Source organism: Ochrobactrum vermis (assembly GCF_002975205.1).
In the GTDB taxonomy this organism is placed as follows: Bacteria; Pseudomonadota; Alphaproteobacteria; order Rhizobiales; family Rhizobiaceae; genus Brucella; species Brucella vermis.
On record NZ_PCOC01000001.1, the window covers coordinates 1 to 22,795 of the forward strand.

Consider the following 22,795-nt stretch of genomic DNA (forward strand, 5'->3'; position numbering starts at 1 on the left):
ATGATGACCGGCAAATCGACGGCAACGACGGGTGATGATGCACATGCGAACCGTATCCACGGATCTTCTGCTACCGGAAACGACAAGAGCCTGGTCGAGTTGAGCGGCAACGCAGGTGACGAGGTTTTCGAGCGCCTTACGGCAAAGCTGAAAGCCCGCGTCGGAACCGAGATCTATTCGAGCTGGTTCGGTCGTCTGAAGCTCGACGACATCTCCAAGAGCATTGTCCGCCTGTCGGTTCCGACGGCATTTTTGCGCTCCTGGATCAACAATCACTATTCCGAACTCCTGACTGAACTTTGGCAGGAAGAAAACGCCCAGATTCTCAAGGTCGAAATCGTCGTTCGTGGCGTAAGCCGCGTGGTGCGCAGCGCAGCTCCGGTGGAAGCCTGTGAAGCGGCAGACAGCAAGCCCGCCGTCGCTCCGCGTGAAAAGATGGTGTTTCCTCTTGGACAGTCCTTTGCTGGACAGGCTTTCGGCGAAAAGCGCGGCTCTGCCGTGGTCGCAGAATCGGCAGCGGCTTCGGGCTCGGTTCTGGGTTCGCCGCTCGACCCCCGCTATACGTTCGACAGCTTTGTCGACGGCGCATCGAATCGCGTTGCACTTGCCGCAGCGCGCACCATTGCCGAAGCCGGTTCCAGCGCCGTGCGCTTCAATCCGCTTTTCATCCATGCGTCCGTTGGACTCGGCAAGACTCACCTTCTGCAGGCCATTGCCGCTGCCGCGCTCCAGCGCCAGGAAAAGGCTCGCGTTGTCTATCTGACGGCTGAATATTTCATGTGGCGCTTCGCCACCGCGATCCGCGACAACAATGCGCTGTCCTTCAAGGAGCAGCTGCGCGATATCGATCTTCTCGTGATCGACGACATGCAGTTCCTGCAGGGCAAGTCGATCCAGCATGAGTTCTGCCATCTCCTGAACACGCTGCTCGACAGCGCCAAGCAGGTTGTGGTTGCTGCCGACCGCGCGCCTTCCGAACTGGAATCGCTCGATGTCCGCGTTCGTTCGCGTCTTCAGGGTGGTGTTGCGCTCGAAGTGGCGGCTCCTGATTACGATATGCGGGTTGAGATGCTGCGCCGCCGTCTGGCCGTCGCACAGGCAGAAGATTCGAGCCTCACCATTGGCGACGAGATTCTCTCTCACGTTGCCCGCACCGTCACCGGATCGGGTCGTGAACTGGAAGGCGCTTTCAACCAGCTCCTGTTCCGCCAGTCTTTCGAGCCGAATATTTCCATCGACCGCGTCGATGAATTGCTGGGTCATCTGACCCGCGTTGGCGAGCCGAAGCGTATCCGCATCGAGGAAATCCAGCGCATCGTGGCACGTCACTACAATGTTTCGAAGCAGGACCTGCTGTCGAACCGCCGCACGCGCACCATCGTCAAGCCGCGTCAGGTTGCGATGTATCTTGCCAAGATGATGACGCCGCGCTCCCTGCCGGAAATCGGCCGCCGCTTTGGCGGACGCGACCACACCACAGTTCTTCATGCTGTACGCAAGATCGAGGATCTGGTCGGCGCCGACACCAAGCTGGCACAGGAACTTGAGCTTCTGAAGCGCCTCATCAACGATCAGGCTGCCTGATCGACAAGGCATTGGCCCGAAAATCGCTATCGATTTTCGAAAAGCACGATGCGCCAGTTTGCCAGCTTAGGCGCGCCGCGTGTCCGAAAGGATGCACGGCGCTCCAGGCTTCCCCGCTATCAACGGCGGTTATCAACAAAAAGCCCGGGCCCTGTCGCTTTCCGACACGGCGCGGGCTTGCTTTTCTCCTTAAAAATCTGCCACTTTAACGGACCTTCTGGCGCCCCTGGCGCCTTATCGACAGGGGCCGTCTGCCTGCCCGTCAGATGCAGTTGCCCTGTCCCAGCGAGCGAGTGCGTTTGAACATGCGTGTTACCCTAGAGCGATCGAACCTTCTCAAATCTCTCAACCACGTCCATCGCGTCGTGGAGCGCCGCAACACGATACCGATTCTGTCGAACGTGCTTTTGCAGGCTGAGGGTGCAAGCCTCGCACTCAAGGCAACCGACCTTGATCTCGAGGTCAATGAAGCGACGGCCGCCATGGTGGAACAGGCTGGCGCCACGACGGTTCCGGCACATCTTCTCTATGATATCGTCCGCAAGCTGCCGGATGGTGCCGAAGTCATGCTGTCGACCAATCCGGATGGCGGCTCCATGTCGGTTATTTCCGGCAAATCGTCCTTCCGCCTGCAATGCCTGCCGCAGTCCGATTTCCCGGAATTGACAGCAGGTGCCTTCACCCATTCCTTCCGGATTGAGGCGCAGGCGCTGAAGCGTCTCATTGACCGCACGCAGTTTGCGATCTCGACGGAAGAAACCCGTTATTACCTCAACGGCATTTTCTTCCATGCCATCGAAAGCGATGGCGCCCTGAAGCTGCGCGCTGTCGCGACCGACGGTCATCGTCTGGCGCGCGCTGAACTGGAAGCGCCGTCCGGCACGGAAGGCATGCCGGGCATCATCATTCCGCGCAAGACGGTTGCCGAACTGCAAAAACTGGTCGATGTGCCGGATGTGGTCGTTTTGGTCGAACTGTCTGATGCCAAGATCCGCTTTACGGTTGGGTCGGTGGTTCTCACCTCGAAGCTGATCGACGGCACCTTCCCGGATTACCAGCGTGTGATTCCGTCCGGCAACGACAAGAAGCTCACTATCGGCCGCCAGGAATTTGCAGCCTCCGTGGATCGCGTCTCGACCATTTCGAGCGAACGTGGCCGCGCGGTCAAGCTTTCGATTGCCGATGGCCAGCTGACGCTGACGGTCAACAATCCCGATTCGGGCAGTGCAACCGATGAGCTGGCGGCAGACTATGATTCCGATCCGCTGGATATAGGCTTCAATTCCAAGTATCTCTTGGACATTACCAGCCAGCTTTCGGGTTCGGATGCGATCTTCATGCTGGCCGATGCCGGCTCGCCGACGCTGGTGCGCGATACCGGCGACGAAGATGTGTTGTACGTCCTCATGCCGATGCGTGTTTAAAGAAACAGAAACGTGAATAGGCCTGAATCTAATCAAAGCCGCCCGGATCGCGTTTCGATCCGGCGGCTTAAGCTTGTCAATTTCCGCAATTATACGGAACTGTCGCTGCCGCTTGGCCCCGGCCATGTGGTGCTGACGGGTGAAAATGGTTCCGGCAAGACCAATCTGATCGAAGCGATTTCCTTTCTGTCGCCGGGGCGCGGTCTGCGCCGCGCCGCTTATGATGATGTTGCGCGCACCAACGCGCTCGACGGCTTTGCCATTCATGCCGCACTCGACTGCATGATCTATGGAGAAGCCGAAATCGGGACCGGTACGGCAGGCGGCGGTGAAAGTGGCCGTAAAGTTCGTATCAACGGCATTGCGGCCTCCGGCGACGATATGCTCGATTACGCGCGCATCCTCTGGGTGGTGCCCTCAATGGACGGGTTGTTTACCGGAGGTGCTTCCGATCGCCGGCGTTTTCTCGACCGCATGGTGCTTGCTATCGATACCGCCCACGGCAAGCGCGTGCTCGATTATGAAAAAGCGATGCGCAGCCGAAACCGGTTGCTGAACGACGGCAATAATGACGACCAATGGCTGGATGCGATTGAAAGCCAGATGGCGGAACTGGGCACGGCTATTGCCGCTGCCCGCGCCGAAGCCATGCGCCTGATCGCGGCCATGATCGAACGACTGCCCGCAGAGGGGCCTTTTCCAAAGGCTGATTGTTTTCTGGAAGGGGTGCTGGAGCAGAGAATCAATGTCGAGGCAGCACTTGATCTCGAAGAAGATTTCCGCCGTACCCTGCGGGATGGCCGGACTCGAGACCGGGCAGCAGGCCGTACGCTCGACGGTCCGCATCGCACCGATCTGATTGTCCAGCATCGCCCCAAGGCCATGCCCGCCGCGCTCTGTTCCACAGGCGAGCAAAAGGCACTGCTGATCGGTCTGGTGCTTGCCCATGCGCGACTGACGGCGGAGCTTTCCGGCATGGCTCCCATACTCCTGCTCGATGAAATTGCCGCGCATCTTGATACCGGTCGCCGTGCGGCCCTGTTCGGCATCCTCGATGAACTGGGCGGACAGGCTTTCATGACCGGCACCGATCGTGCGCTCTTTGAAGCGCTTGAAGGGGAGGCGCAATTCTTCAACGTCTCTGCCGGTCATCTCACCAGACTGTCTGACGCCTAATTCTGATCCAAAAGCCGGTTCCGTTTGGGGGATCGTACTGTGAGGCAAAATATCCGCTGACAGCGCCTTGGGAGAGGCATATGTTTGGCGGTATGAATGCACCATCCAGACCATTTTCGTCCGAAGAACTTGAACGCTATGCGCGCCATATCGTGCTGCTGGAAATCGGCGGGCCGGGCCAGCAGAAGCTGAAGGCAGCCCGTGTGCTGATCGTCGGCGCAGGGGGGCTTGGCGCGCCTGTGCTGCAATATCTGGCGGCTGCGGGGGTCGGTACGCTCGGCATCGTCGATGACGACACGGTTTCGCTGTCGAACCTGCAGCGGCAGGTCATTCACGATACGCAAAGCGTGGGCCAGCCAAAGGTGGAAAGCGCGCTGGTTACCATTGCCCGTATCAACCCGCATGTGAAGGTCGAGGGACACCAGCTTCGCCTCGATGCGGACAACGTCGAAGCATTGATCGGCAATTATGATGTCCTGGTGGATGGTTCGGACAATTTCACCACACGCTATATTCTGGCCGATGCTGCTGCCAAGTTGGAAAGGCCGCTGGTGACGGGCGCCATGGGGCGTTTCGACGGCACGGTCACCGTGTTGATGCCCTATACGACCGGACCGGATGGCGCGCAGAACCCTTCCTATCGCGATCTCTTTCCGGAAGCCCCGCCACCCGGAACGGTGCCGACCTGTGCGGAAGCCGGTGTGCTTGGCGTCTTGCCGGGTGTGATCGGCAGTCTGCAGGCGATGGAGGTCATCAAGCTCATCACCGGTATCGGAGAGCCGCTGGTCGGTCGTCTGCTGCTTTATAATGCCCTGAATGTCCGTTTTGAGACTATTCGCTACAAGGCGCGCAAGAAGGGCTGAGCATGGCACTGACATTAACCGATGAAGAGCGCTCGATAGCCGCGGGCGATCAGGGAGAAGGTGCTGCGATGGCGATGCGCATCGTGGCCGATACGGCGAAACTGATGGGCGCGCCGCGCCTCATCCCGATTGCGTCCGCTCATATCGATGGCGCGCTTTATCACGGCGACAGCGGAACGCTTTTTGCAGAAAAGCTGGTTGAGGGCGGTGCCAAGGTCAAAGTTCGCTCGACGCTCAATGTCGGTTCGGTCGATCTGACTGGCTGTTCGCGTAATCTTTTGCCGGCTTATGAAGCTGACATGGCCAAGCGTATGATGCGTGCCTATATCAAGCTCGGCTGCGAGCCGACCTGGACCTGTGCACCCTATCAGGCCGGGCACAGGCCTGTAAAAGGCACCGATGTTGCCTGGGGCGAATCCAATGCCGTTGTGTTCTGCAATTCGGTTCTCGGCGCGCGAACCAATCGCTATGGCGACTTTCTCGATATCGCCTGCGCCATTGCGTGCCGCGCGCCCGATTATGGTCTCCATCGCAGCGAAAACCGCCGTGCCACGGTGGTGATCGATATTTCGGCACTCGATCCGGCTTTCCTGTCTTCGGAAGTGGCCTGGCCTATACTCGGCAATCTGTTCGGTCGCAGCGTGGGGACGAATATCGGTGTCGTTGCGGGCAGTCCTGTCCATCCCGATGAGGACGATCTCAAGGCGTTCGGTGCGGCGTCGGCATCGGTCGGCGCTGTCGGGCTGTTTCACATTGCGGGCGTGACGCCGGAAGCCCCCGATCTCGAGACAGCTTTGCAGCATAGCAAGCCGGAAAGTGTCATCCGCGTCACGCAGGAAATGATTGAGGCGACCCGCAAGCGGCTTTCGACGGTCGGGCAGGTAGATCATATCGATGCGGTCGCCATTGGCAGTCCGCATCTTTCTATAATGGAATTCGACCGCCTGGAGCGCGCCATAGCGGAACGCAAGCTTGCAGTGCCGCTTTATGCCTGCACTGGCCGTCATGCGCTGGTCGAGCTGGAGAAAGACGGACGCAGGCAGGCGCTGGAAAAAGCAGGCGTCGTGATTGTTGCCGATACATGCGTGGTCGTTACACCCATTTTGCCGGCTAAAAGTGATGCTGTTCTGATGACCAATTCCGGCAAGTTTGCCCATTATGCACCCGGCAATACCGGCTATGGCGTGCTTTACGGTTCGCTGGAGGAATGCGTGGAAAGTGCTGTTGCGGGCAGGCCGGTTTTCGGGAGGCAGGCGGCATGAGCCTTGGTGAAAGTTCTGTGCTCATTGCAGGTAAGGGTGCTGATGCTGATGCGCTGGTTCTCTCTGCGCCGATCAGCTTCTGGGGCGGTGTCGATCCGAAGAGCGGGCGCATTGCCGATGTGCGCCATCCGGAACATGGGCAAAGCATCGCCGGGCGAGTGCTGTGTCTGCCCGGAACCATCGGGTCGTCATCGGCTGCTGCCGTGCTTCTGGAGCTGGTCCATAGCGGTTATGCGCCTGCGGCCATTGTCCTGCATGAACCGGATGCGATCCTGCTGCTTGGCCTCATCGTGGCGCGTGAAATGGGGCATGACGTGCCTATCGCCGTTGAACTCGACCGCGAGGCACAAAAGCAACTCGCCGGCCATCGGGTGACGGTCGGCGAGGATGGGATGATCGGAATCGCCGCTTAGAGCGCCGATCTGATCGAATCAGATCGGCGCTCTAAATATTTGTTTTAACGCGCATCTTTTCCGAAAACCGTTTCACACTTTTCGGGATGCGCTCTAATACTGCGTGTTTCGGTCGACGATGTGTTCCAGCGTCCCGTCGCGCTCAAAAGCTTCGATCTGCCGGATGATCTGCGGCACAAGCGCGGTTGCGGATGAGCTTGCCGCCGCATGGGGGGTGATCGTCACACGTGGATGATCCCAGAGAGGGCTGCCGGTCGGCAACGGTTCCTGCGTGAATACGTCGAGCGAAGCTGCCGAAAGAAGCCCGCGATCAAGCGCGGCCAGAATATCCGCCTCGTTCTGCAGACCACCGCGTCCGGCATTGATCAATACCGGCGCACCGAGCGGCCCGTCGCTCTTCAGTTGCGCAAACATAGACATGGAGAGGATGCCCTTGGTGTCGGGTGTCAGCGGCAGCAGGCAGACGAAAATATCGGCTGTCTTGAGGAATTTCCCGAACCCGTCCTTGCCGTGATAGGTCTGCACGCCGTCGATTTCCTGCGGGCGACGGCTCCAGCCGGTTATGTTGAAGCCGAGAACCTTCAGCTTTTCCGCTGCATCGCGGCCCAGCACGCCGAGGCCCATGATGCCGACCGTTACCTCATGGGCGGCAGGCTGGCGGCGATCTTCATGCCAGACATGATTCTGCTGCTGCTTGCGATAGCGCTGCCCAAGACGGTGATGGTCCAGCACCTGCCAGACAACATATTCCGTCATGCGCATGGTGAGATCGTCGGAGATGATGCGCACCAGTGGCACATCGGGAATCCGGTCGTCGCGGAAGACGTGATCGACGCCTGCACCCAGCGAGAAGATGACCTTCAGATTGGGCAGGTTCTCAAGCGAACCCGGCTTTTGCTTCCAGACAAGCGCATATTTGACGGAAGGATCGTTTTCCGTGCGTTCCGTCACCACCGGACGATCCGGCGCGTGATCCCGAAATGTCTTCAGCCAGATTTCCGGATCCCAATCGGTGATCGCCAGAAGGATATTGCCCTGATCGTTATTCGTCATTGTTTTATTCCTCCTCCTCCCTCGGTGGCTTCCATACGGAATGCTGCCGCCATCAACGCCTTGGTATAGTCGGTCTGCGGGTGGGCGAAGACGTCCTTCGCCGCGCCATACTCGACCGCCTTGCCGTTGCGCATCACCAGCACATCATTGGCCAGCGCCCGTACCACTTTCAGGTCGTGGCTTATGAAAAGATAGGCGAGATCATGCTTCTTCTGCAATGCGCGTAATAGATCGACGACCTGCGCTTGTACGCTCATGTCGAGCGCGGAGGTCGGTTCGTCCAGCATGACGAATTTCGGGTTCAGCACCATGGCGCGCGCAATGGCGATGCGCTGGCGCTGGCCACCGGAAAACTCGTGCGGATAGCGAAAGCGGGTTTCTGGATCGAGGTTCACTTCCTGAAGTGCTGCGACGACGCGCGCATCGCGGTCGTCTGCCGACAGTTTTGGCTCATGCACCAGAAGCCCCTCGGCGATGATATCGGCGATGGTCATGCGCGGTGATAGGGAGCCGAACGGGTCCTGAAACACGATCTGCATTTCACGGCGCAGCGGGCGCATGTCCTTGAAGCTGAACTTGGCGATATCATGCCCGTCGAACCTGATTTCGCCTTTGGATGAAATCATGCGCGAAAGGGCGAGGCCAAGCGTTGTCTTGCCGGAACCCGATTCGCCAACGACGCCGAGCGTCTGGCCGGCGCGCAGATTGACGTCGATGCCATCCACCGCCTTCACATGGTCGACGGTCTTGCGCATGAAGCCCTTTTTGATCGGGAACCAGACACGGATACCCTTGCCTTCCATCACCGTTTTTGCTGCAGGATCGGCAGCGGGCGGCTCGCCCTTCGGCTCGGCTGCGAGCAGGTGCTTAGTGTAAGGGTGCTGCGGGTTTTCGAAAATCTCTTTGGTTGGCCCGGCCTCGACGATCTTGCCCTTGCTCATCACGCAGACCTTGTCGGCGATCTTGCGCACGATACCGAGATCGTGGGTGATGAAGAGCATCGACATGCCCTGCGCGGCTTTCAGCTCGGCAAGCAGTTTCAAAATCTGTGCCTGCACGGTGACGTCGAGTGCCGTGGTCGGCTCATCGGCAATCAGCAGTTTTGGCTTGTTGGCAAGCGCCATGGCGATCATCACGCGCTGGCGCTGGCCGCCTGAAAGCTGGTGCGGGAAGGCCGACAGGCGTTTTTCCGGCTCGCGAATGCCGACTTCGTTCAGAAGTTCCAGCGTTCGCGCCCGTGCTGCCTCAACACCCATACCCTGATGCATTTTCAGGATTTCGCCGATCTGTCGCTCCACACTGTGCAGCGGATTGAGCGATGTCATAGGCTCCTGAAAGATCATTGTGATGTCGTTGCCACGCACATGGCGCAGTTCCGGCTCCGAGGCCTTCATCAGATCCTTGCCGTTGAAAAGAATTTCTCCGGAAGGATGGCTGGCAGACGGATAGGGCAGCAGCTTCAGGATAGAAAGTGCCGAGACGGATTTGCCTGATCCTGATTCGCCGACGAGCGCGACTGTTTCGCCTTCGGCAATGTCGAAGGATACCCGATCCACGGAGATGCGTTCCTCGCCGTTCTGGCGGAATGCGACGGACAGATCGCGGACGGACAGCAAAGTTTTGTTCCCTGATTCGATCATGGATCCGCTCATTGAAAAGCCTTTCGCGGATCGAAGGCGTCACGTGTTGCTTCACCGATGAAGATCAGAAGCGACAGCATCAGTGAGATGACCACGAAGCCGGTAATGCCGAGCCACGGCGCCTGCAGGTTGTTCTTGCCCTGGGCAAGAAGTTCGCCAAGCGAAGCCGAGCCGGGCGGCAGGCCGAAACCGAGGAAGTCGAGCGAGGTGAGCGTGGTGATCGAGCCGTTCAGGATGAAAGGCAGGAAGGTCAATGTCGCGACCATGGCATTGGGCAGCAGATGGCGCCACATGATCGTGCCGTTCTTCACGCCAAGCGCGCGCGCGGCGTTCACATATTCGAAGTTTCGGGCGCGCAGGAATTCAGCGCGCACGACGCCGACGAACGCCACCCATGAAAACAAAAGCATGATGCCGAGCAGCACCCAGAAGCCGGGCGGTAATATCGCCGCAATAATCAGCAGCAGATAAAGAACGGGGATAGAGGACCAGATTTCGATGACGCGCTGGAAGATGAGATCGACCCAGCCGCCGAAATAGCCCTGAACTGCGCCTGCCGTCACGCCGATGATCGCCGAGAAGAAGGTGAGGATCAGGCCGAACAGCACCGAAATGCGGAAGCCGTAAAGCGCGCGGGCAAAGACATCGCGCGCCTGATCGTCGGTGCCGAGCAGATTGAAATTGCCGAAGCGGCAATTGGGATCGCTCACACCTTGCGGATAGCGCTGGCAGCGTTCTTCCGCCGAATAGAGCCAGAATGGCTTTGATGGCGCTGCTTCCGGTATCTCGTTGTTCACCGTGTTGTAGGAATAGCGGACCGGCGGCCAGATGGCCCAGCCATTATTGGCGATCTCTTCCTGTATGACCGGGTCGCGATAATCGGTGACGGCATAAAAACCGCCGAATTTCTCTTCCGGGTAATCGACAAAAACCGGCATCAGCAACTCGCCCTTGTAGGAAACGAGAATGGGCCGGTCATTGGCGATGAATTCGGCGCAGAGTGCCGCAACGAGCAGGAACAGGAAAATCCACAGCGACCAGTAACCGCGCTTGTTGGCCTTGAAGTTCTGCCAGCGGCGCTTGTTGAGCGGTGAAAGCCACGGCCGTTTTACGGGCGTTGCGGCGGGGGCGAGGGTGGTGTCTGTCATCACACGTCCCTCCGGTCAAAGTCGATGCGCGGATCGATCCAGGTATAGGTGAGATCGGACAGAAGACCGACCAGAAGCCCGATCAGCGAGAAGATGAAAAGATTGGCGAACACCACCGGATAATCGCGGTTGATGACCGACTGGTAGCCAAGAAGGCCGAGCCCGTCGAGCGAGAAGATGGTTTCGATCAAAAGTGAGCCGGTGAAGAAGGCCGAGATGAAGGCGCCGGGAAAACCGGCGATCACGATCAGCATCGCATTGCGGAAGACGTGACGATAGAGAACCTGATTCTCGGTCAGCCCCTTGGCGCGGGCCGTGGTCACATATTGCTTGCGGATTTCTTCCAGAAACGAATTCTTGGTCAGCAGCGTCGTGGTGGCGAAGGCTGAAAGAACGAGTGCTGTGACCGGCAGCACCATGTGCCACAGATAGTCGCCGATCTTGCCCCAGAACGACATCTGCGCGAAATCGGGCGAGGTGAGGCCGCGCAGCGGGAACCAGTCGAAAAACGATCCGCCTGCGAACAGCACGATCAGCAGGATCGCGAACAGGAAGCTCGGAATGGCGTAACCGACGATGATAATGGCGCTGGTCCATGTATCGAAACGGGTGCCTTCCTTGACCGCCTTGCGAATGCCGAGCGGGATCGAGATCAGATAGGACAGGAAAGTCAGCCACAGGCCAAGCGAGATCGATACCGGCATCTTTTCCTTGATGAGATCGATCACGCTGATGTCGCGGAAATAGCTGCGTCCGAAATCGAAGCGCATATAGTTCCACAGCATCTGGCCGAATCGTTCCAGCGGCGGCTTGTCGAAGCCGAATTGCTTTTCCAGATCGGCGATGAATTGCGGGTCGAGCCCTTGCGCACCGCGATATTTGGAATTGACCGAGCCGCTGTCGACAGCGCTTTGCCCGAAATCGCCGCCACCGCCTGAAAGGCGGTCGAGAGCGTCGCCGCCCTGGCCGGAGAGCTGCGCGATCACGCGCTCGACCGGGCCGCCGGGAGCGAACTGAACCACAGCGAAAGAAATAGCCATGATGCCGAGAATCGTCGGGATCATCAGAAGCAGACGGCGGAGAATATATGCGCCCATCAGCCCGGCTTTCTCCGCAGGTTCAGGTTTGTCTTATGGCTTGCCAACAACTTCTGCCTTTTCTTTATCTATCCACCACAGCGTCTCGACAGGGAAGCCGTAATCGGGCTTCGGCTCCTTGAAACCGAACCGGTCCCAATAGGCCGCGAGATGATTCGCTGTCGTCCAATTTGGAATCCAGTCGCGCCGGATACGCAAGTACCGATCAAGCACCCGCATCGTGGCGACGAGTTCTTCACGGGTCGAAACCTTGCCGATATCCGCAATCAGCGCATCGATCAACGGATCTTCCGTGCCGGGCAGATTGTAGCTGCCGGGGATCTTGGCCGATTCGGAGCCGAACATGCCGGCAAGCGATTCCTGCGTCGGTGTCGGGCTGAACTGCAGTGCCATTCCCACCATGTCGAACTGGAAATCCTGCATCCGCGCCTGATACTGGCTTGCATCGACAAACCGCAGACTGGCATCGATGCCGATGGCGCGCAGCTTCTGCACATAGGGATTGTAGACCCGCGCGAAGGCTTCGGAATTGGAGAGAATTTCCAGCGCGAACTTTGATCCGTCCTTGTCGTAGAACTGGCCCTTCCTGCGCTCGAAACCTGCAGCCTCCAGCAGTTTGATGGCCTGCGCGAACTGCGCGCGGTCGCGACCCGTCCCGTCCGATACCGGCATGAGCACAGCCTCGCTGAAAACTGTGTCCGGCAGTTTTCCGCGATAGCGTTCAAGCACTTTCAGCTCATCGGGCGTCGGCAGTCCGCTTGCCTGAAAATCCGAGCCGTTGAAGCAGGACTGTGAACGGGCATAGACATTGTAGAACAGATTTTCATTGGTCCATTCGAAGTCGAAGCAGAGCGCGATTGCTTCGCGCACGCGCGGATCGCGAAACCGTTCGCGGCGCTGGTTCAGCGCCCAGGCCTGCATCAGCGGGCGCTTTTCTCTCGGAAAGGTGCGCTTGATGACCTTCTTCTGCTGGATGGCCGGGAAATCGTAGGCTGTCGCCCAGTTCTTGGAGACGCTCTCCTCGCGGTAATCGATGCTGCCTTTCTTGAAGGCTTCGAATTGCGGCTGGCGGTCGCGGAAAAACTCGATGCGAATGCGGTCGAAATGGTTGAAACCTTTCTGCACCGGCAGGTCTTTCGCCCAATAATCCTCGACGCGGTCATATTCAATGAACTGACCGGCGGCGAAGTTACCGACCTTGTAGGCGCCGGAACCCAGCACAGGCTCCATGGTCGTGGCTTCGAAATCGCGATCCTTGAACCAGCTTTCCGACAGGATCGGCACCGTCACGGCGTCGAGAATGGCGTTCGGTCCACGCCCTTCGACGAAACGCATCCGTACCTCGCGCTTGCCGGTAACTTCCACCTTTTCTAACCCAGCCAGAGACTGGCGCAGGGTCGGATGGCCTTTCTGCTTGATGGTCGTGTATGTGAACAACACGTCGTTCGCCTCGATCGGCGAGCCGTCGTGAAAACGTGCTTCCTTGCGAAGCTTGAAGGTGCAGCTACGCCTGTCTTTGGAAAGCGTCGCACTTTCCGCGATCAGGCCGTAGACGGAATCCGGCTCGTCCAGTGCCGAAGCCATCAGCGTATCGAAGGTCAGTTCCATACGCGGCGGCGCATCGCCCTTGAAGGTGAAGGTGTTGAGCGTGTTGAACGTGTCGGTATTCTGGTTCCAGACCCAGCTCGACGGGGCGAAGTTGAACGTGCCGCCTTTCGGCGCTTCGGGGCTGGCATAGTCGAAATGCGGAAAATCGGGACCATATTTCAGGTCACCGAAAGCCGAAATCCCGTGCAGCGCCTTGCCCGTCGGGATATCGGCAAAGGCCTTGTGCGGCAGGAAAGCCGCGACGGCGGCACTTCCCGAAAGCCCCAGAAAATGGCGGCGGTTCATGCGAAGGATCGTCATTCTCGCTCAGCCCTCATTCACTGCCGGTCTTGAGCTTGGCTTCCTTCGCAGGGTCTATCCACCAGGAGAACGGGTCAATCCCAAGATAGTCGGGCTGCTTTTCAGGCATTCCGAATTTATTCCAGTAAGCCACGTTGATGTGGTCGGAATACCATTGCGGAATGACGTAATAGTTCCACAACAGAGCCCGGTCGAGCGCATGGGTCGAGGCGACCAGCTCGTCGCGGTCCTTGGCATAGATGACACGGTCTACCAGCTTGTCGATGGCCGGATTCTTGATACCGGCATAGTTGCGGCTGCCTTTGAAGTCGGCGGCCTTGGAGCCCCACATGTCCCGCTGTTCATTGCCGGGCGAATTGCTCTGCGCGATGATGGAGGTGACCACATCATAGTCGAAATCGTTGACGCGAGCCTGATATTGCGCGGTATCGACGATACGCACAGTCGCGTTGATGCCGATCTTGCGCAGGCTCGCGGCAAACGGATTGTAAATGCGCTCGTCGGTCGGATCCTTGCCGAGAAATTCGATGGTGAACGGATTGCCCTTGGCGTCAACCAGCTTGTTGCCCTGCAATGTCCAGCCTGCTTCCGAGAACAGCTTCAGCGCGGTACGCAGGTTTTCGCGGGTGGCCTGCGGCGTGTCATAGACCGGCAGAGCGAATTCCTTGGTCAGCGCGTCCGCCGGAAGCGAATCCTGGACTGTTTCCAGTATGACTCGCTCCTCGGGCGTTGGCGGGCCGCTCAGTTCCAGTTCATTACCTGCGAAATAGCTGTTGATACGCTTGTACTGGTTGAAGAACAGCAGGCGATTCATCGATTCGAAATCGAAGGCGTAGGTCAGCGCCTGACGCACTTTCGGATCCTTGAACTTGTCGCGGCGCGTATTCAGGAAATAGCCCTGCATGCGTCCGGCGGCATGGAAGGGAAACGAAGCCTTCACGACATCGCCGCGCTGCACGGCCGGGAAATTATACTGTTCGGCCCAGCGCTGGGCGCGATTCTCGTTGCGATAATCGTATTGTCCGCCCTTCTTGAAGGCTTCCCAGGTCGCGTCCTCGTTGAAATAATATTCGTAAGCGATGCGGTCGAAATTGTTACGCCCGACATTCACGGCTACGTTCTTGCCCCAATAGTCGTCGACGCGCGCCCAGATGATGGAGCGTCCAGGTGCCATGCTGTCGATCTTGTAGGCGGAAGAGCCGAGCGGGATTTCAAGCGTCGGGCGGGTGATGTCACGCTGTTTGCCCTGCGCATCCTTGCCCTCCCACCAGTGCTTGGGCAAAACGGCAAGCTGGCCCAGAATCTGCGGCAGTTCGCGGTTGCCCTTTTGGCTGAAGGTGAATTTCACCTCATGTTCGCCGGTCTTTTCCGCCTTCTCCACGTCACCATAATATTTGTTGTACATCGGCGACTGCTTCTTCAGCACATCGAACGACCAGATCACGTCATCGACGGTGATCGGCTGGCCGTCATGCCATTTCGCATCGGGATTGAGCTTGAATTTAACCCAGGAGAAATCCTCGGGATATTGCAAAGCTTCGGCAATCAGCGGGTATTGCGTCGATCCCTGATCGAGCGAATCCGTCATCAGCGTATCGTAGAGAAGGCCACCGCCGAAATCGGAAAGGCCAGCGGCGGGAACGCCTTGCACCACGAACGGATTGAGACTGTCGAAGGTGCCGACGGCGACCATGTTCAGCGTGCCGCCTTTCGGCGCATCGGGGTTCACATAGTCATAATGTTTGAAATCAGCTGGATATTTGGGCTCGCCAAGCAGGCTGGAGGAGTATCGCCATTGGGGTTCCGTGTCATTCGCCCGCCCCATTGAAACCGTGCTCGCAAGCATGGCCACCGCGAACGCACCCGCCCAAAAAGCTCTCATCCAGCCGCTCCGTTTCTGTTTCGGATATATCCGGATGAAGTCTTATGGGTTTTTGCGGAGGAAGAAAGGCATGCAGGCAAGAAATTTGACGCGGGCAAGAAAAAAGCCCGGCGAACCGGGCTTTTTTCCTACCTGTATCTTGTCCGCTTAATTGGCAGGCGCCGGTTCGGCAGGCTTCTGTTCGCCGCCTGCCGGTGCACCTTCCGCCGGCTTTTCACCTGCCGGTGCGTTGCCTTCGGCTGGCTTTGCATCGCCGCCTGCTGCAGGTGCCGCATCAGCGGTCGGCAGCGGAGCCGGATTGTCGGACAGCGTGCGCAGATAAGCGATCAGATCAGCGCGCTCATTGTCCTTCTTGTCACCGGCAAAGCCCATGGCGGTGCCCTTGATGAAGCCCTTCGGCGAGGTCAGGAACTTGTTGAGATGTTCAAAATCCCACTTGTTGCCGCCAGCGCCGAATTCCTTCATGGCAGCCGAATAGCCGAAACCTTCAACGGAGGCAGCCGGACGGTTCACGACATCCCACAGATGCGGACCAACCTTGTTGGCGCCACCCTTTTCACCGGTATGGCATGCAGCGCAACGCTTGAAGACGGTTTCACCGCGTGCCGGATCGGCAGTCTGCAGCAACGTCGCAATGGAAACTTCTTCCTTGGCCGGTGCAGCTCCCCCTTCACCGGTCGAGGCTTCTGCAGCTTCGATGGCGAAGCCCGGCTTTTCAGGCGCAGGCGAGTGAAACAGCGAATCGGACAGGATGCCTGTCGTCATGACAACGAAAACCGTTGCCAGAAAAGCCATGATAAACTTGTTAGTCCGGGTTGAATTCATCGCCGGTCAGCGCTCCCTCTACCAAAACGCTCTCCCCGAGAACGCTCTCCTAGCCGGCATGCAAACCTTTAATAAAGGTCACAATTCTCTCCCCGGCATCGGGCGGAAACTAGGTCTTTTACCAAAGCGATGCAACACCTATAAGGGTGACTAGACCCGTGACTTTTTGACACTTTTGATGCATTTCCAGTGCTGTGAAAGCGGTTTAAAAGACCTTCGCGACCTTATCGATCTCAAGAGGCAATGATGCTTCAGACATTAAAGACACTTACTCTTATCCCGGCGCGCATGGCGTCCACGCGGCTGCCGAACAAGCCGCTCGCCGATATTTGCGGCAAGCCGATGATCGTCCATGTGGCTGATCGTGCAGCGGCTGCAAAGCTGGGCCGGACCGTGGTCGCAACCGACAGCGAAGAGATTTTTTCAGTTGTTACCGCGCATGGCCACGAAGCCATCATGACGCGAGAAGATCATGAATCCGGTTCCGACCGCATCTATGAAGCGCTGATGAAAGTCGATCCGGCGGGCGAATTCGATGCCGTGGTGAATGTTCAGGGCGACCTGCCGACTATCGATCCCGATATCATCCGCCGCGCGCTTCTGCCGCTCGAAGACGGGCCTGCCGACATCGCGACGCTCGGCGTCGAAATCGAGGAAGAATCGGAAAAGACCAATCCCAGCGTGGTGAAGATCGTCGGTTCGCCGCTTGCCGGTAACAGCCGCCTGCGCGCGCTTTATTTCACCCGTGCAACCGCGCCCTATGGCGACGGTCCGCTTTATCACCATATCGGCCTTTACGCCTATCGCCGCTCGGCACTGGAACGCTTTGTGAAGCTTGGGCCATCGCCTTTGGAAAAGCGTGAAAAACTCGAACAATTGCGGGCCCTCGAAGCCGGAATGCGCATCGATGTGGAGCTTGTAAAGACAGTGCCGCTCGGTGTCGACACGCGGGTCGATCTTGACCGGGCGCGCATTCTTGTAGCACAGGGTATCTGACAGATCGCTTGTGAGCGGTATTTGAGAAAGCATGGTACGATGAAAACCAATAGGATTTCCTTTCAGGGTGAAGCGGGCGCAAATTCCGATACGGCGTGCCGCAACATGTTTCCCGATATGGAGCCTTTGCCGTGCCCGACTTTCGAGGATGCCTTCAACGCAGTTGAAACCGGCGCTGCCGACCTCGCCATGATCCCGATCGAGAACACGCTGGCCGGTCGCGTTGCCGATATTCATTATCTGCTGCCGCTGGCCGACATGCATATCATCGGCGAATATTTCCTGCCGATCCACTTTCAGCTGATGGTGCTTCCGGGCGTCAAGCGTGAGGAAATCAAGACCGTTCACAGCCATGTCCATGCGCTCGGCCAGTGCCGCAACGTCATTCGCCAGAACGGCTGGAAGGGCGTCATCGCAGGCGATACGGCGGGAGCCGCGCGTCTCGTCGCCGATATGAAGGACCGCTCGATGGCGGCGCTGGCGCCAAGCCTCGCTGCCGATCTCTACGGTCTCGATATTCTGGAAGAAAACGTCGAGGATTCGGAAGACAATGTGACCCGCTTCGTGGTTCTGTCCAAGAACAAGCAGTGGGCGCCCCGTCCCGAAAATGGCGAACGCATCGTGACGACTTTTGTCTTCCGTGTCCGCAACGTTCCGGCTGCGCTCTACAAGGCGCTGGGCGGTTTTGCCACCAATGGCGTCAACATGACGAAGCTGGAAAGCTATCAGATCGGCGGGCGTTTCATCGCGACGCAGTTCTACGCCGATGTCGAGGGGCATCCGGAAGACGCCAATCTGCAGCTTGCGCTGGAAGAATTGCGCTTCTTCACCAAGGAAGTGCGTGTCCTCGGCGTCTATCACGGCAGCGATATTCGCGGCACGCAGTTACTCGCTGCGGAGTAATCTAGAAGCTATCGGGCGGAATCAGTTTTCCGCCCAGGTCTTTATGAGATGGTTTGCGATGGCGCCGGATGGCGGCACCCGCAACCCGTTTTCATGTGTGCCGTCCAGCATTGTGCGCACTTCGGCTTTCGAGAACCAGCGCCCGTCTTCGAGTTCCGAGCGGTCGATGGTGAAGTCGTCGCTGAGCACCTCGGCATGACAGCCGATCATCAGCGAATAGGGAAAAGGCCAGGGCTGGCTCGCATGATAGGCAACGCGGCCGATTGCCAGCCCCATTTCCTCGACACTTTCGCGGCGCACAGCGGCCTCGATTGTTTCGCCGTGCTCAATGAAGCCTGCAAGGCAGGAATAGGAACCCGGCGCGAAATGCGGGCTGCGGGCCAGAATGCATTTTTCGCCACGCACCGGCAGCATGATTGCCACCGGATCGGTGCGCGGGAAATGCTCGGCACTACAGTTCGGGCATTGCCGCTTGGCACCACCGGCACGCATTTCGGTTTTCGTGCCGCAGCGTCCACAGAAACGGTGATTTGTATGCCATGCGGTCAGCGCTGCGGCCTGTGCCAGCGCGCCGAGCAGATCGGCGGATACCAGCCCTTCCGTATAGAGGCTGCGATAATCCTGCAGGCGGAAAGGCGCCTCCATCGTTTCGGGGTCAAGCGGTGTCGTCAACGCGACAAGCGGCACGCCGTCCTGAAGTCCCAGCAGAATGGGTTCACTGAGATCGGGCGCGAACGCCTTCGCCTCGCCAAGGCGGAACAATGCACGCGGGGCCTTCTCATCGGCATAGTCGAGAAGAAGCCTGTTGCCGCCCAAAAGCATGATTCGCGTTTCGGGAAGTTCCAGTGCCGTGAAGGCAGAATCATCCTGCCGCTTTTCGGATTGGCGGTCGATTCGATTGCCGGCAAATCCGACAAGTCGGCTCGGTTCGATTTCCGGCAGATCGTAGAGGCGGAAAGCCATGATGCTCTCGAATTGCTGTTGCTGGGAGAATTATAAAGCCGCGCGAATGTCGGCGATCAGTTGGTGGGCGACCTTGTCATCATAGGTCTCGCGGGTGCCGAAACCCCAGACAGGGCCGGGCCAGCCCGCATCACCCTCATTGCGGGCGATCACATGCAGATGGAGCTGCCGCACGATATTGCCGAGCGCGCCTGTATTGATCTTCTCGCAACCCGTCACAGTCTTGAGTGCCTGCGCCACGATGCCGGTCTCGAAGGTCAGCATGGTCTGGTCGAGTGGCGTCATGTCGTGAATTTCGGTGAGGCCTGAACGGCGCGGCACCATGATCAGCCACGGCCAGCGCCGGTCATTCATCAGTCGCAGCTCGCAAAGGCCGAGCTTGGCGACAGAAAAAGTGTCGGCATTGAGTCGCTTATCGAGTTCAAACTGTTCCATAGGCCGACATTTACCAGTTTTTTTCGGTCAGCGCTTGCTTTTTGCGTGGCGCCCTCCTTGCTTTTTGCTTCACAATTGACGATATGCAGCGTGGGAGGTTGGTGGTGGACGAGCCACTCGCCAACCGGGTCAGGTCCGGAAGGAAGCAGCCCTAACGAGCCACGGCACGGGTCATCGTGCCAGCCTCCCACCCTTTCTCATTCGCCCGGTTCCGTGATTTTCACGGCGATTGTTGATGGGCTCTATCCCATGTTGACGCCACTCATGCGTCCGGTCCAAACTGGCGATTGAGAAATAAGCGGAACAGGAAGAACGGAAGGGTCGCGCTATGGACACAAAATCCGCCGATGGCGCCTATCGCGTTCTCGCCCGCAAATATCGCCCCCAGAATTTCAACGACCTTATCGGCCAGGAGCCGATGGTTCGCACGCTCAAGAACGCGTTCGAGACGGGCCGTATCGCGCAGGCCTGGATGCTCACCGGCGTTCGCGGGGTGGGCAAAACCACCACGGCGCGCATTCTGGCGCGCGCGCTCAATTACAAGACCGATACCGTCGATCAGCCGACTATCGACCTCTCCGAGCCGGGCGAAAACTGTCAGGCGATCATGGAAGGCCGTCATGTCGACGTGATCGAGATGGATGCCGCCTCGCATACCGGCATCGACGATATCCGCGAGATCATCGAACAGGTCCGCTATCGTCCGGTTTCGGCGCGCTACAAGGTCTACATCATTGACGAAGTGCACATGCTCTCCAATCAGGCCTTCAACGGCTTGTTGAAGACGCTGGAAGAGCCGCCGCCGCACGTCAAATTCATCTTTGCGACCACCGAAATCCGCAAAGTGCCGATCACGGTTCTGTCGCGCTGCCAGCGCTTTGACCTGCGCCGCATCGAATCGGGCACGCTGGCACAGCATCTGCGTCGAATCGCGGAGGCAGAACAGATCGCCGTGGACGACACGTCGCTGGCCATGATTGCACGCGCAGGCGAAGGCTCGGCACGTGATTCGCTGTCGATCTTCGATCAGGCGATTGCGCATGGTGCTGGCACCGTCACGGCGGAGGCTGTACGCTCCATGCTGGGCCTTGCCGACCGCGCCCGTATCATCGACCTGTTCGAGATGCTGATGCGCGGCGATGTGGCTGGCGCTCTCACCGAATTTCGTGCGCAGTATGATGTTGGCGCCGATCCGTCGGTCGTGCTGACCGATCTTGCCGATTTCAACCATCTGGTGACCCGTCTGCGTTTCACGCCGGATGTGGCCGAAGACGTGTCGCTGTCGGAAGACGAACGCGTGCGCGGGCGCGAGTTCGCGCAGAAACTTTCCGTCCGCGTGCTGTCGCGCACCTGGCAGATGCTGCTCAAGGGCATCACGGAAGTCGATACCGCAACGAGGCCGGTTCAGGCTGCAGAAATGCTTTTGATCCGGCTTGCCCATGCTGCCGATCTGCCAACGCTGGACGAGGCGATCCGCGGCCTCGACAATGGTTCGGTCTCGGCACCGCGCCAGCAGCCGGGCAATCCGCGGTCGAATGGCGGTGGCGGTGCGCCGGAAGCGCGTTTTGCCACTGATGCGGTCGGTTCGTCGTCGATGGTACCTGCCTCCGGTGGGCCGGCGACAGCCATGCGCATCGTGGAAACGCCGCCGCAACCGGTTCAGCCGTCGGCCGCACCGCAGCAATTTGTCGAAAATACGCCGCAGCCTTCCGTGCCGGTCAACAGCCTGCACGATGTTGTCGCAATGGCCGACAAGCATCGCGACATGCAGTTCAAGATTTTGGTCAAGAGCTGTGTGCGCCTCGCATCCATTGCACCCGGACGGCTGGAAATCGGCTTGACCGACGATGCACCGAAATCGCTACCGAGCGACATTTCGCAACGCCTCCTGAACTGGACCGGCATTCGCTGGGTGGTGACCGTCGCGCGTGACGTGGCAGGGCAGACCATTTCGGAGGCGGAAACCGAACGTCGCGACAATCTGGTGACCGACGCCCGTGCCGATCCCGATGTTGCCGCTATTCTCGCGGCCTTTCCGGGCGCAAAGATCACCGACGTGCGCATTGCCGTGCCGGAACAGAATGACGACGAGGACATTGACCTCGATGCCGTGGTGGAAACACCCGGTGCCCCGTCTGAAGACGATTGATCTACAGAATGATGGAGTGAACCCATGCGTGACATGATGGGCATGATGAAGCAGGCGAAGGAATTGCAGGCCAAGATGAAGGCCATGCAGGATGAGATCGCCACTATGGAAGCCTCGGCCTCTTCGGGCGGCGGGCTGGTGACGATCACGCTTTCCGGCAAGGGCACCTTGTCGGCGCTGAAGATCGACCCGTCGCTGATGAAGGAAGAAGAGGTGGAAATCCTCGAAGACCTGATCATCGCGGCGCATAACGATGCCAAGGCGAAGCTCGAAGCGGCCATGGCCGAAAAGACGCAGTCGCTGACCGCCGGTCTGCCGATCCCTCCGGGATTCAAGCTGCCATTTTAAGTGAGTAGGGCAGCAAGGCATTAGGGCAGTATGTTTTATCTGCTCGAAATGTTGCTGCCTCTGCTTTCCCTATTGCCTTACTGCCCTGTTGCCGTATTGCCTTAAAAGATGTCCAAACGAATAGCCGGTCCTGAAATCGAACGTCTTATCCAGCTTCTGGCCCGCGTGCCGGGGCTTGGACCGCGTTCGGCCCGTCGTGCAGCGCTTCATCTCATCAAGAAGAAGGAAGCGCTTCTGGTGCCGCTCGGCGGCGCGATGCAGGAGGCTGCCGAAAAGGTGCGCATCTGTTCATGCTGCGGCAATGTCGATACGTCCGATCCGTGCACGATCTGCACCGATGAGCGCCGCGATCCGACGACCCTTATCGTGGTGGAAGATGTTTCCGATCTCTGGGCGCTGGAACGGGCGGGCACGATGAATGTGCGCTATCATGTTCTCGGCGGTCGCCTGTCGCCGCTCGATGGCATCGGCCCGGACGATCTCAACATCAAGGGACTGGTGGAACGTGTCGCGACCGGCGAGATCAGGGAAGTGATTCTCGCGGTCAACGCCACCGTCGAAGGTCAGACCACCGCGCATTACATCACCGACCAGCTAACGAGTTTCGACATTCGCGTCACCCGGCTTGCCCATGGCGTGCCGGTCGGCGGCGAACTTGATTATCTCGATGAAGGCACGCTTGCTGCCGCCTTGCGGGCGAGAACCACCCTCTAGTTTTTCAGGAGA

The 22,795-nt window shown here is 58.7% G+C and carries 20 protein-coding genes and 1 other RNA gene; 12 read left to right on the plus strand and 9 right to left on the minus strand.

What is annotated here, in order from left to right; genetic code table 11:
* The 6 genes from dnaA to CQZ93_RS00030 form a co-directional block, all read left to right on the plus strand.
* Nucleotides 1–1,584 (plus strand): chromosomal replication initiator protein DnaA (gene dnaA, locus CQZ93_RS00005; RefSeq protein WP_105540756.1); only part of this gene is annotated, 1,584 nt, incomplete at its 5' end.
* 305 nt (nt 1,585–1,889) lie between these two features.
* Nucleotides 1,890–3,008 (plus strand): DNA polymerase III subunit beta, encoded by a 1,119-nt coding sequence (gene dnaN / locus CQZ93_RS00010; RefSeq protein ID WP_105540757.1) that lies wholly within the window; start codon nt 1,890–1,892, stop codon nt 3,006–3,008.
* Between the two features lie 12 nt (nt 3,009–3,020).
* Nucleotides 3,021–4,184: a DNA replication/repair protein RecF gene (gene recF, locus CQZ93_RS00015; RefSeq protein ID WP_105540758.1), complete on the plus strand. Its 1,164-nt coding sequence runs from the start codon at nt 3,021–3,023 to the stop codon at nt 4,182–4,184.
* Between the two features lie 80 nt (nt 4,185–4,264).
* On the plus strand, nt 4,265–5,047 hold the full coding sequence (locus CQZ93_RS00020; protein WP_181153285.1) for a molybdopterin-synthase adenylyltransferase MoeB: 783 nt from the start codon (nt 4,265–4,267) through the stop codon (nt 5,045–5,047).
* Nucleotides 5,048–5,049: 2 nt separating this feature from the next.
* Nucleotides 5,050–6,309, plus strand: a complete 1,260-nt coding sequence (locus tag CQZ93_RS00025) for an aconitase X (protein WP_105540759.1) — start codon at nt 5,050–5,052, stop codon at nt 6,307–6,309.
* Nucleotides 6,306–6,722, plus strand: a complete 417-nt coding sequence (locus tag CQZ93_RS00030; protein WP_105540760.1) for an aconitase X swivel domain-containing protein — start codon at nt 6,306–6,308, stop codon at nt 6,720–6,722. The genes CQZ93_RS00025 and CQZ93_RS00030 overlap by 4 nt, the downstream gene beginning before the upstream one ends.
* A gap of 93 nt (nt 6,723–6,815) precedes the next feature.
* Here CQZ93_RS00030 and CQZ93_RS00035 read toward each other — a convergent pair whose 3' ends face one another.
* The 7 genes from CQZ93_RS00035 to CQZ93_RS00065 all read right to left on the minus strand — a co-directional run bounded on the left by CQZ93_RS00035 (nt 6,816) and on the right by CQZ93_RS00065 (nt 16,275).
* Complete coding sequence (locus tag CQZ93_RS00035; RefSeq protein WP_105540761.1) at nt 6,816–7,775, minus strand: 2-hydroxyacid dehydrogenase; 960 nt, start codon at nt 7,773–7,775, stop codon at nt 6,816–6,818.
* On the minus strand, nt 7,772–9,427 hold the full coding sequence (locus CQZ93_RS00040; RefSeq protein ID WP_422616075.1) for an ABC transporter ATP-binding protein: 1,656 nt from the start codon (nt 9,425–9,427) through the stop codon (nt 7,772–7,774). Before CQZ93_RS00040 ends, CQZ93_RS00035 begins: the two co-directional genes overlap by 4 nt.
* Nucleotides 9,424–10,563 (minus strand): ABC transporter permease, encoded by a 1,140-nt coding sequence (locus CQZ93_RS00045; protein WP_105540762.1) that lies wholly within the window; start codon nt 10,561–10,563, stop codon nt 9,424–9,426. The genes CQZ93_RS00040 and CQZ93_RS00045 overlap by 4 nt, the downstream gene beginning before the upstream one ends.
* Complete coding sequence (locus CQZ93_RS00050) at nt 10,563–11,660, minus strand: microcin C ABC transporter permease YejB (RefSeq protein WP_105540763.1); 1,098 nt, start codon at nt 11,658–11,660, stop codon at nt 10,563–10,565. The genes CQZ93_RS00045 and CQZ93_RS00050 overlap by 1 nt, the downstream gene beginning before the upstream one ends.
* A gap of 33 nt (nt 11,661–11,693) precedes the next feature.
* Nucleotides 11,694–13,568, minus strand: coding sequence for an extracellular solute-binding protein (locus CQZ93_RS00055; RefSeq protein ID WP_105540764.1), 1,875 nt, complete (start codon nt 13,566–13,568; stop codon nt 11,694–11,696).
* Nucleotides 13,569–13,581: 13 nt separating this feature from the next.
* A complete protein-coding gene (locus tag CQZ93_RS00060) occupies nt 13,582–15,450 on the minus strand; it encodes an extracellular solute-binding protein (RefSeq protein ID WP_105540765.1) in 1,869 nt (622 codons plus the stop codon).
* Nucleotides 15,451–15,597: 147 nt separating this feature from the next.
* Nucleotides 15,598–16,275: a c-type cytochrome gene (locus CQZ93_RS00065; RefSeq protein ID WP_105540766.1), complete on the minus strand. Its 678-nt coding sequence runs from the start codon at nt 16,273–16,275 to the stop codon at nt 15,598–15,600.
* A gap of 246 nt (nt 16,276–16,521) precedes the next feature.
* On the opposite strand from CQZ93_RS00065, the gene CQZ93_RS00070 reads away from it, so the two are divergent.
* Together CQZ93_RS00070 and CQZ93_RS00075 are read left to right on the plus strand one after the other, a co-directional pair.
* Nucleotides 16,522–17,271: a 3-deoxy-manno-octulosonate cytidylyltransferase gene (locus CQZ93_RS00070; RefSeq protein ID WP_105543109.1), complete on the plus strand. Its 750-nt coding sequence runs from the start codon at nt 16,522–16,524 to the stop codon at nt 17,269–17,271.
* A 39-nt stretch (nt 17,272–17,310) separates the two neighbouring features.
* Nucleotides 17,311–18,174 (plus strand): prephenate dehydratase, encoded by an 864-nt coding sequence (locus CQZ93_RS00075; protein ID WP_105540767.1) that lies wholly within the window; start codon nt 17,311–17,313, stop codon nt 18,172–18,174.
* 21 nt (nt 18,175–18,195) lie between these two features.
* Here the strand turns inward: CQZ93_RS00075 and nudC are convergent, their stop codons facing one another.
* Together nudC and CQZ93_RS00085 are read right to left on the minus strand one after the other, a co-directional pair.
* Complete coding sequence (gene nudC / locus CQZ93_RS00080; RefSeq protein ID WP_105540768.1) at nt 18,196–19,137, minus strand: NAD(+) diphosphatase; 942 nt, start codon at nt 19,135–19,137, stop codon at nt 18,196–18,198.
* A gap of 30 nt (nt 19,138–19,167) precedes the next feature.
* Nucleotides 19,168–19,572, minus strand: coding sequence for an HIT domain-containing protein (locus CQZ93_RS00085; RefSeq protein ID WP_105540769.1), 405 nt, complete (start codon nt 19,570–19,572; stop codon nt 19,168–19,170).
* 93 nt (nt 19,573–19,665) lie between these two features.
* On the opposite strand from CQZ93_RS00085, the gene ffs reads away from it, so the two are divergent.
* From ffs to recR, 4 genes are all read left to right on the plus strand, one after another.
* Nucleotides 19,666–19,763, plus strand: an RNA gene (gene ffs, locus CQZ93_RS00090) — signal recognition particle sRNA small type.
* A 137-nt stretch (nt 19,764–19,900) separates the two neighbouring features.
* On the plus strand, nt 19,901–21,721 hold the full coding sequence (locus CQZ93_RS00095) for a DNA polymerase III subunit gamma/tau (protein ID WP_105540770.1): 1,821 nt from the start codon (nt 19,901–19,903) through the stop codon (nt 21,719–21,721).
* Nucleotides 21,722–21,745: 24 nt separating this feature from the next.
* Nucleotides 21,746–22,069: a YbaB/EbfC family nucleoid-associated protein gene (locus tag CQZ93_RS00100; protein ID WP_010657829.1), complete on the plus strand. Its 324-nt coding sequence runs from the start codon at nt 21,746–21,748 to the stop codon at nt 22,067–22,069.
* Nucleotides 22,070–22,177: 108 nt separating this feature from the next.
* Complete coding sequence (recR, locus tag CQZ93_RS00105) at nt 22,178–22,783, plus strand: recombination mediator RecR (protein ID WP_105540771.1); 606 nt, start codon at nt 22,178–22,180, stop codon at nt 22,781–22,783.
* Nucleotides 22,784–22,795: the final 12 nt, after the last annotated feature.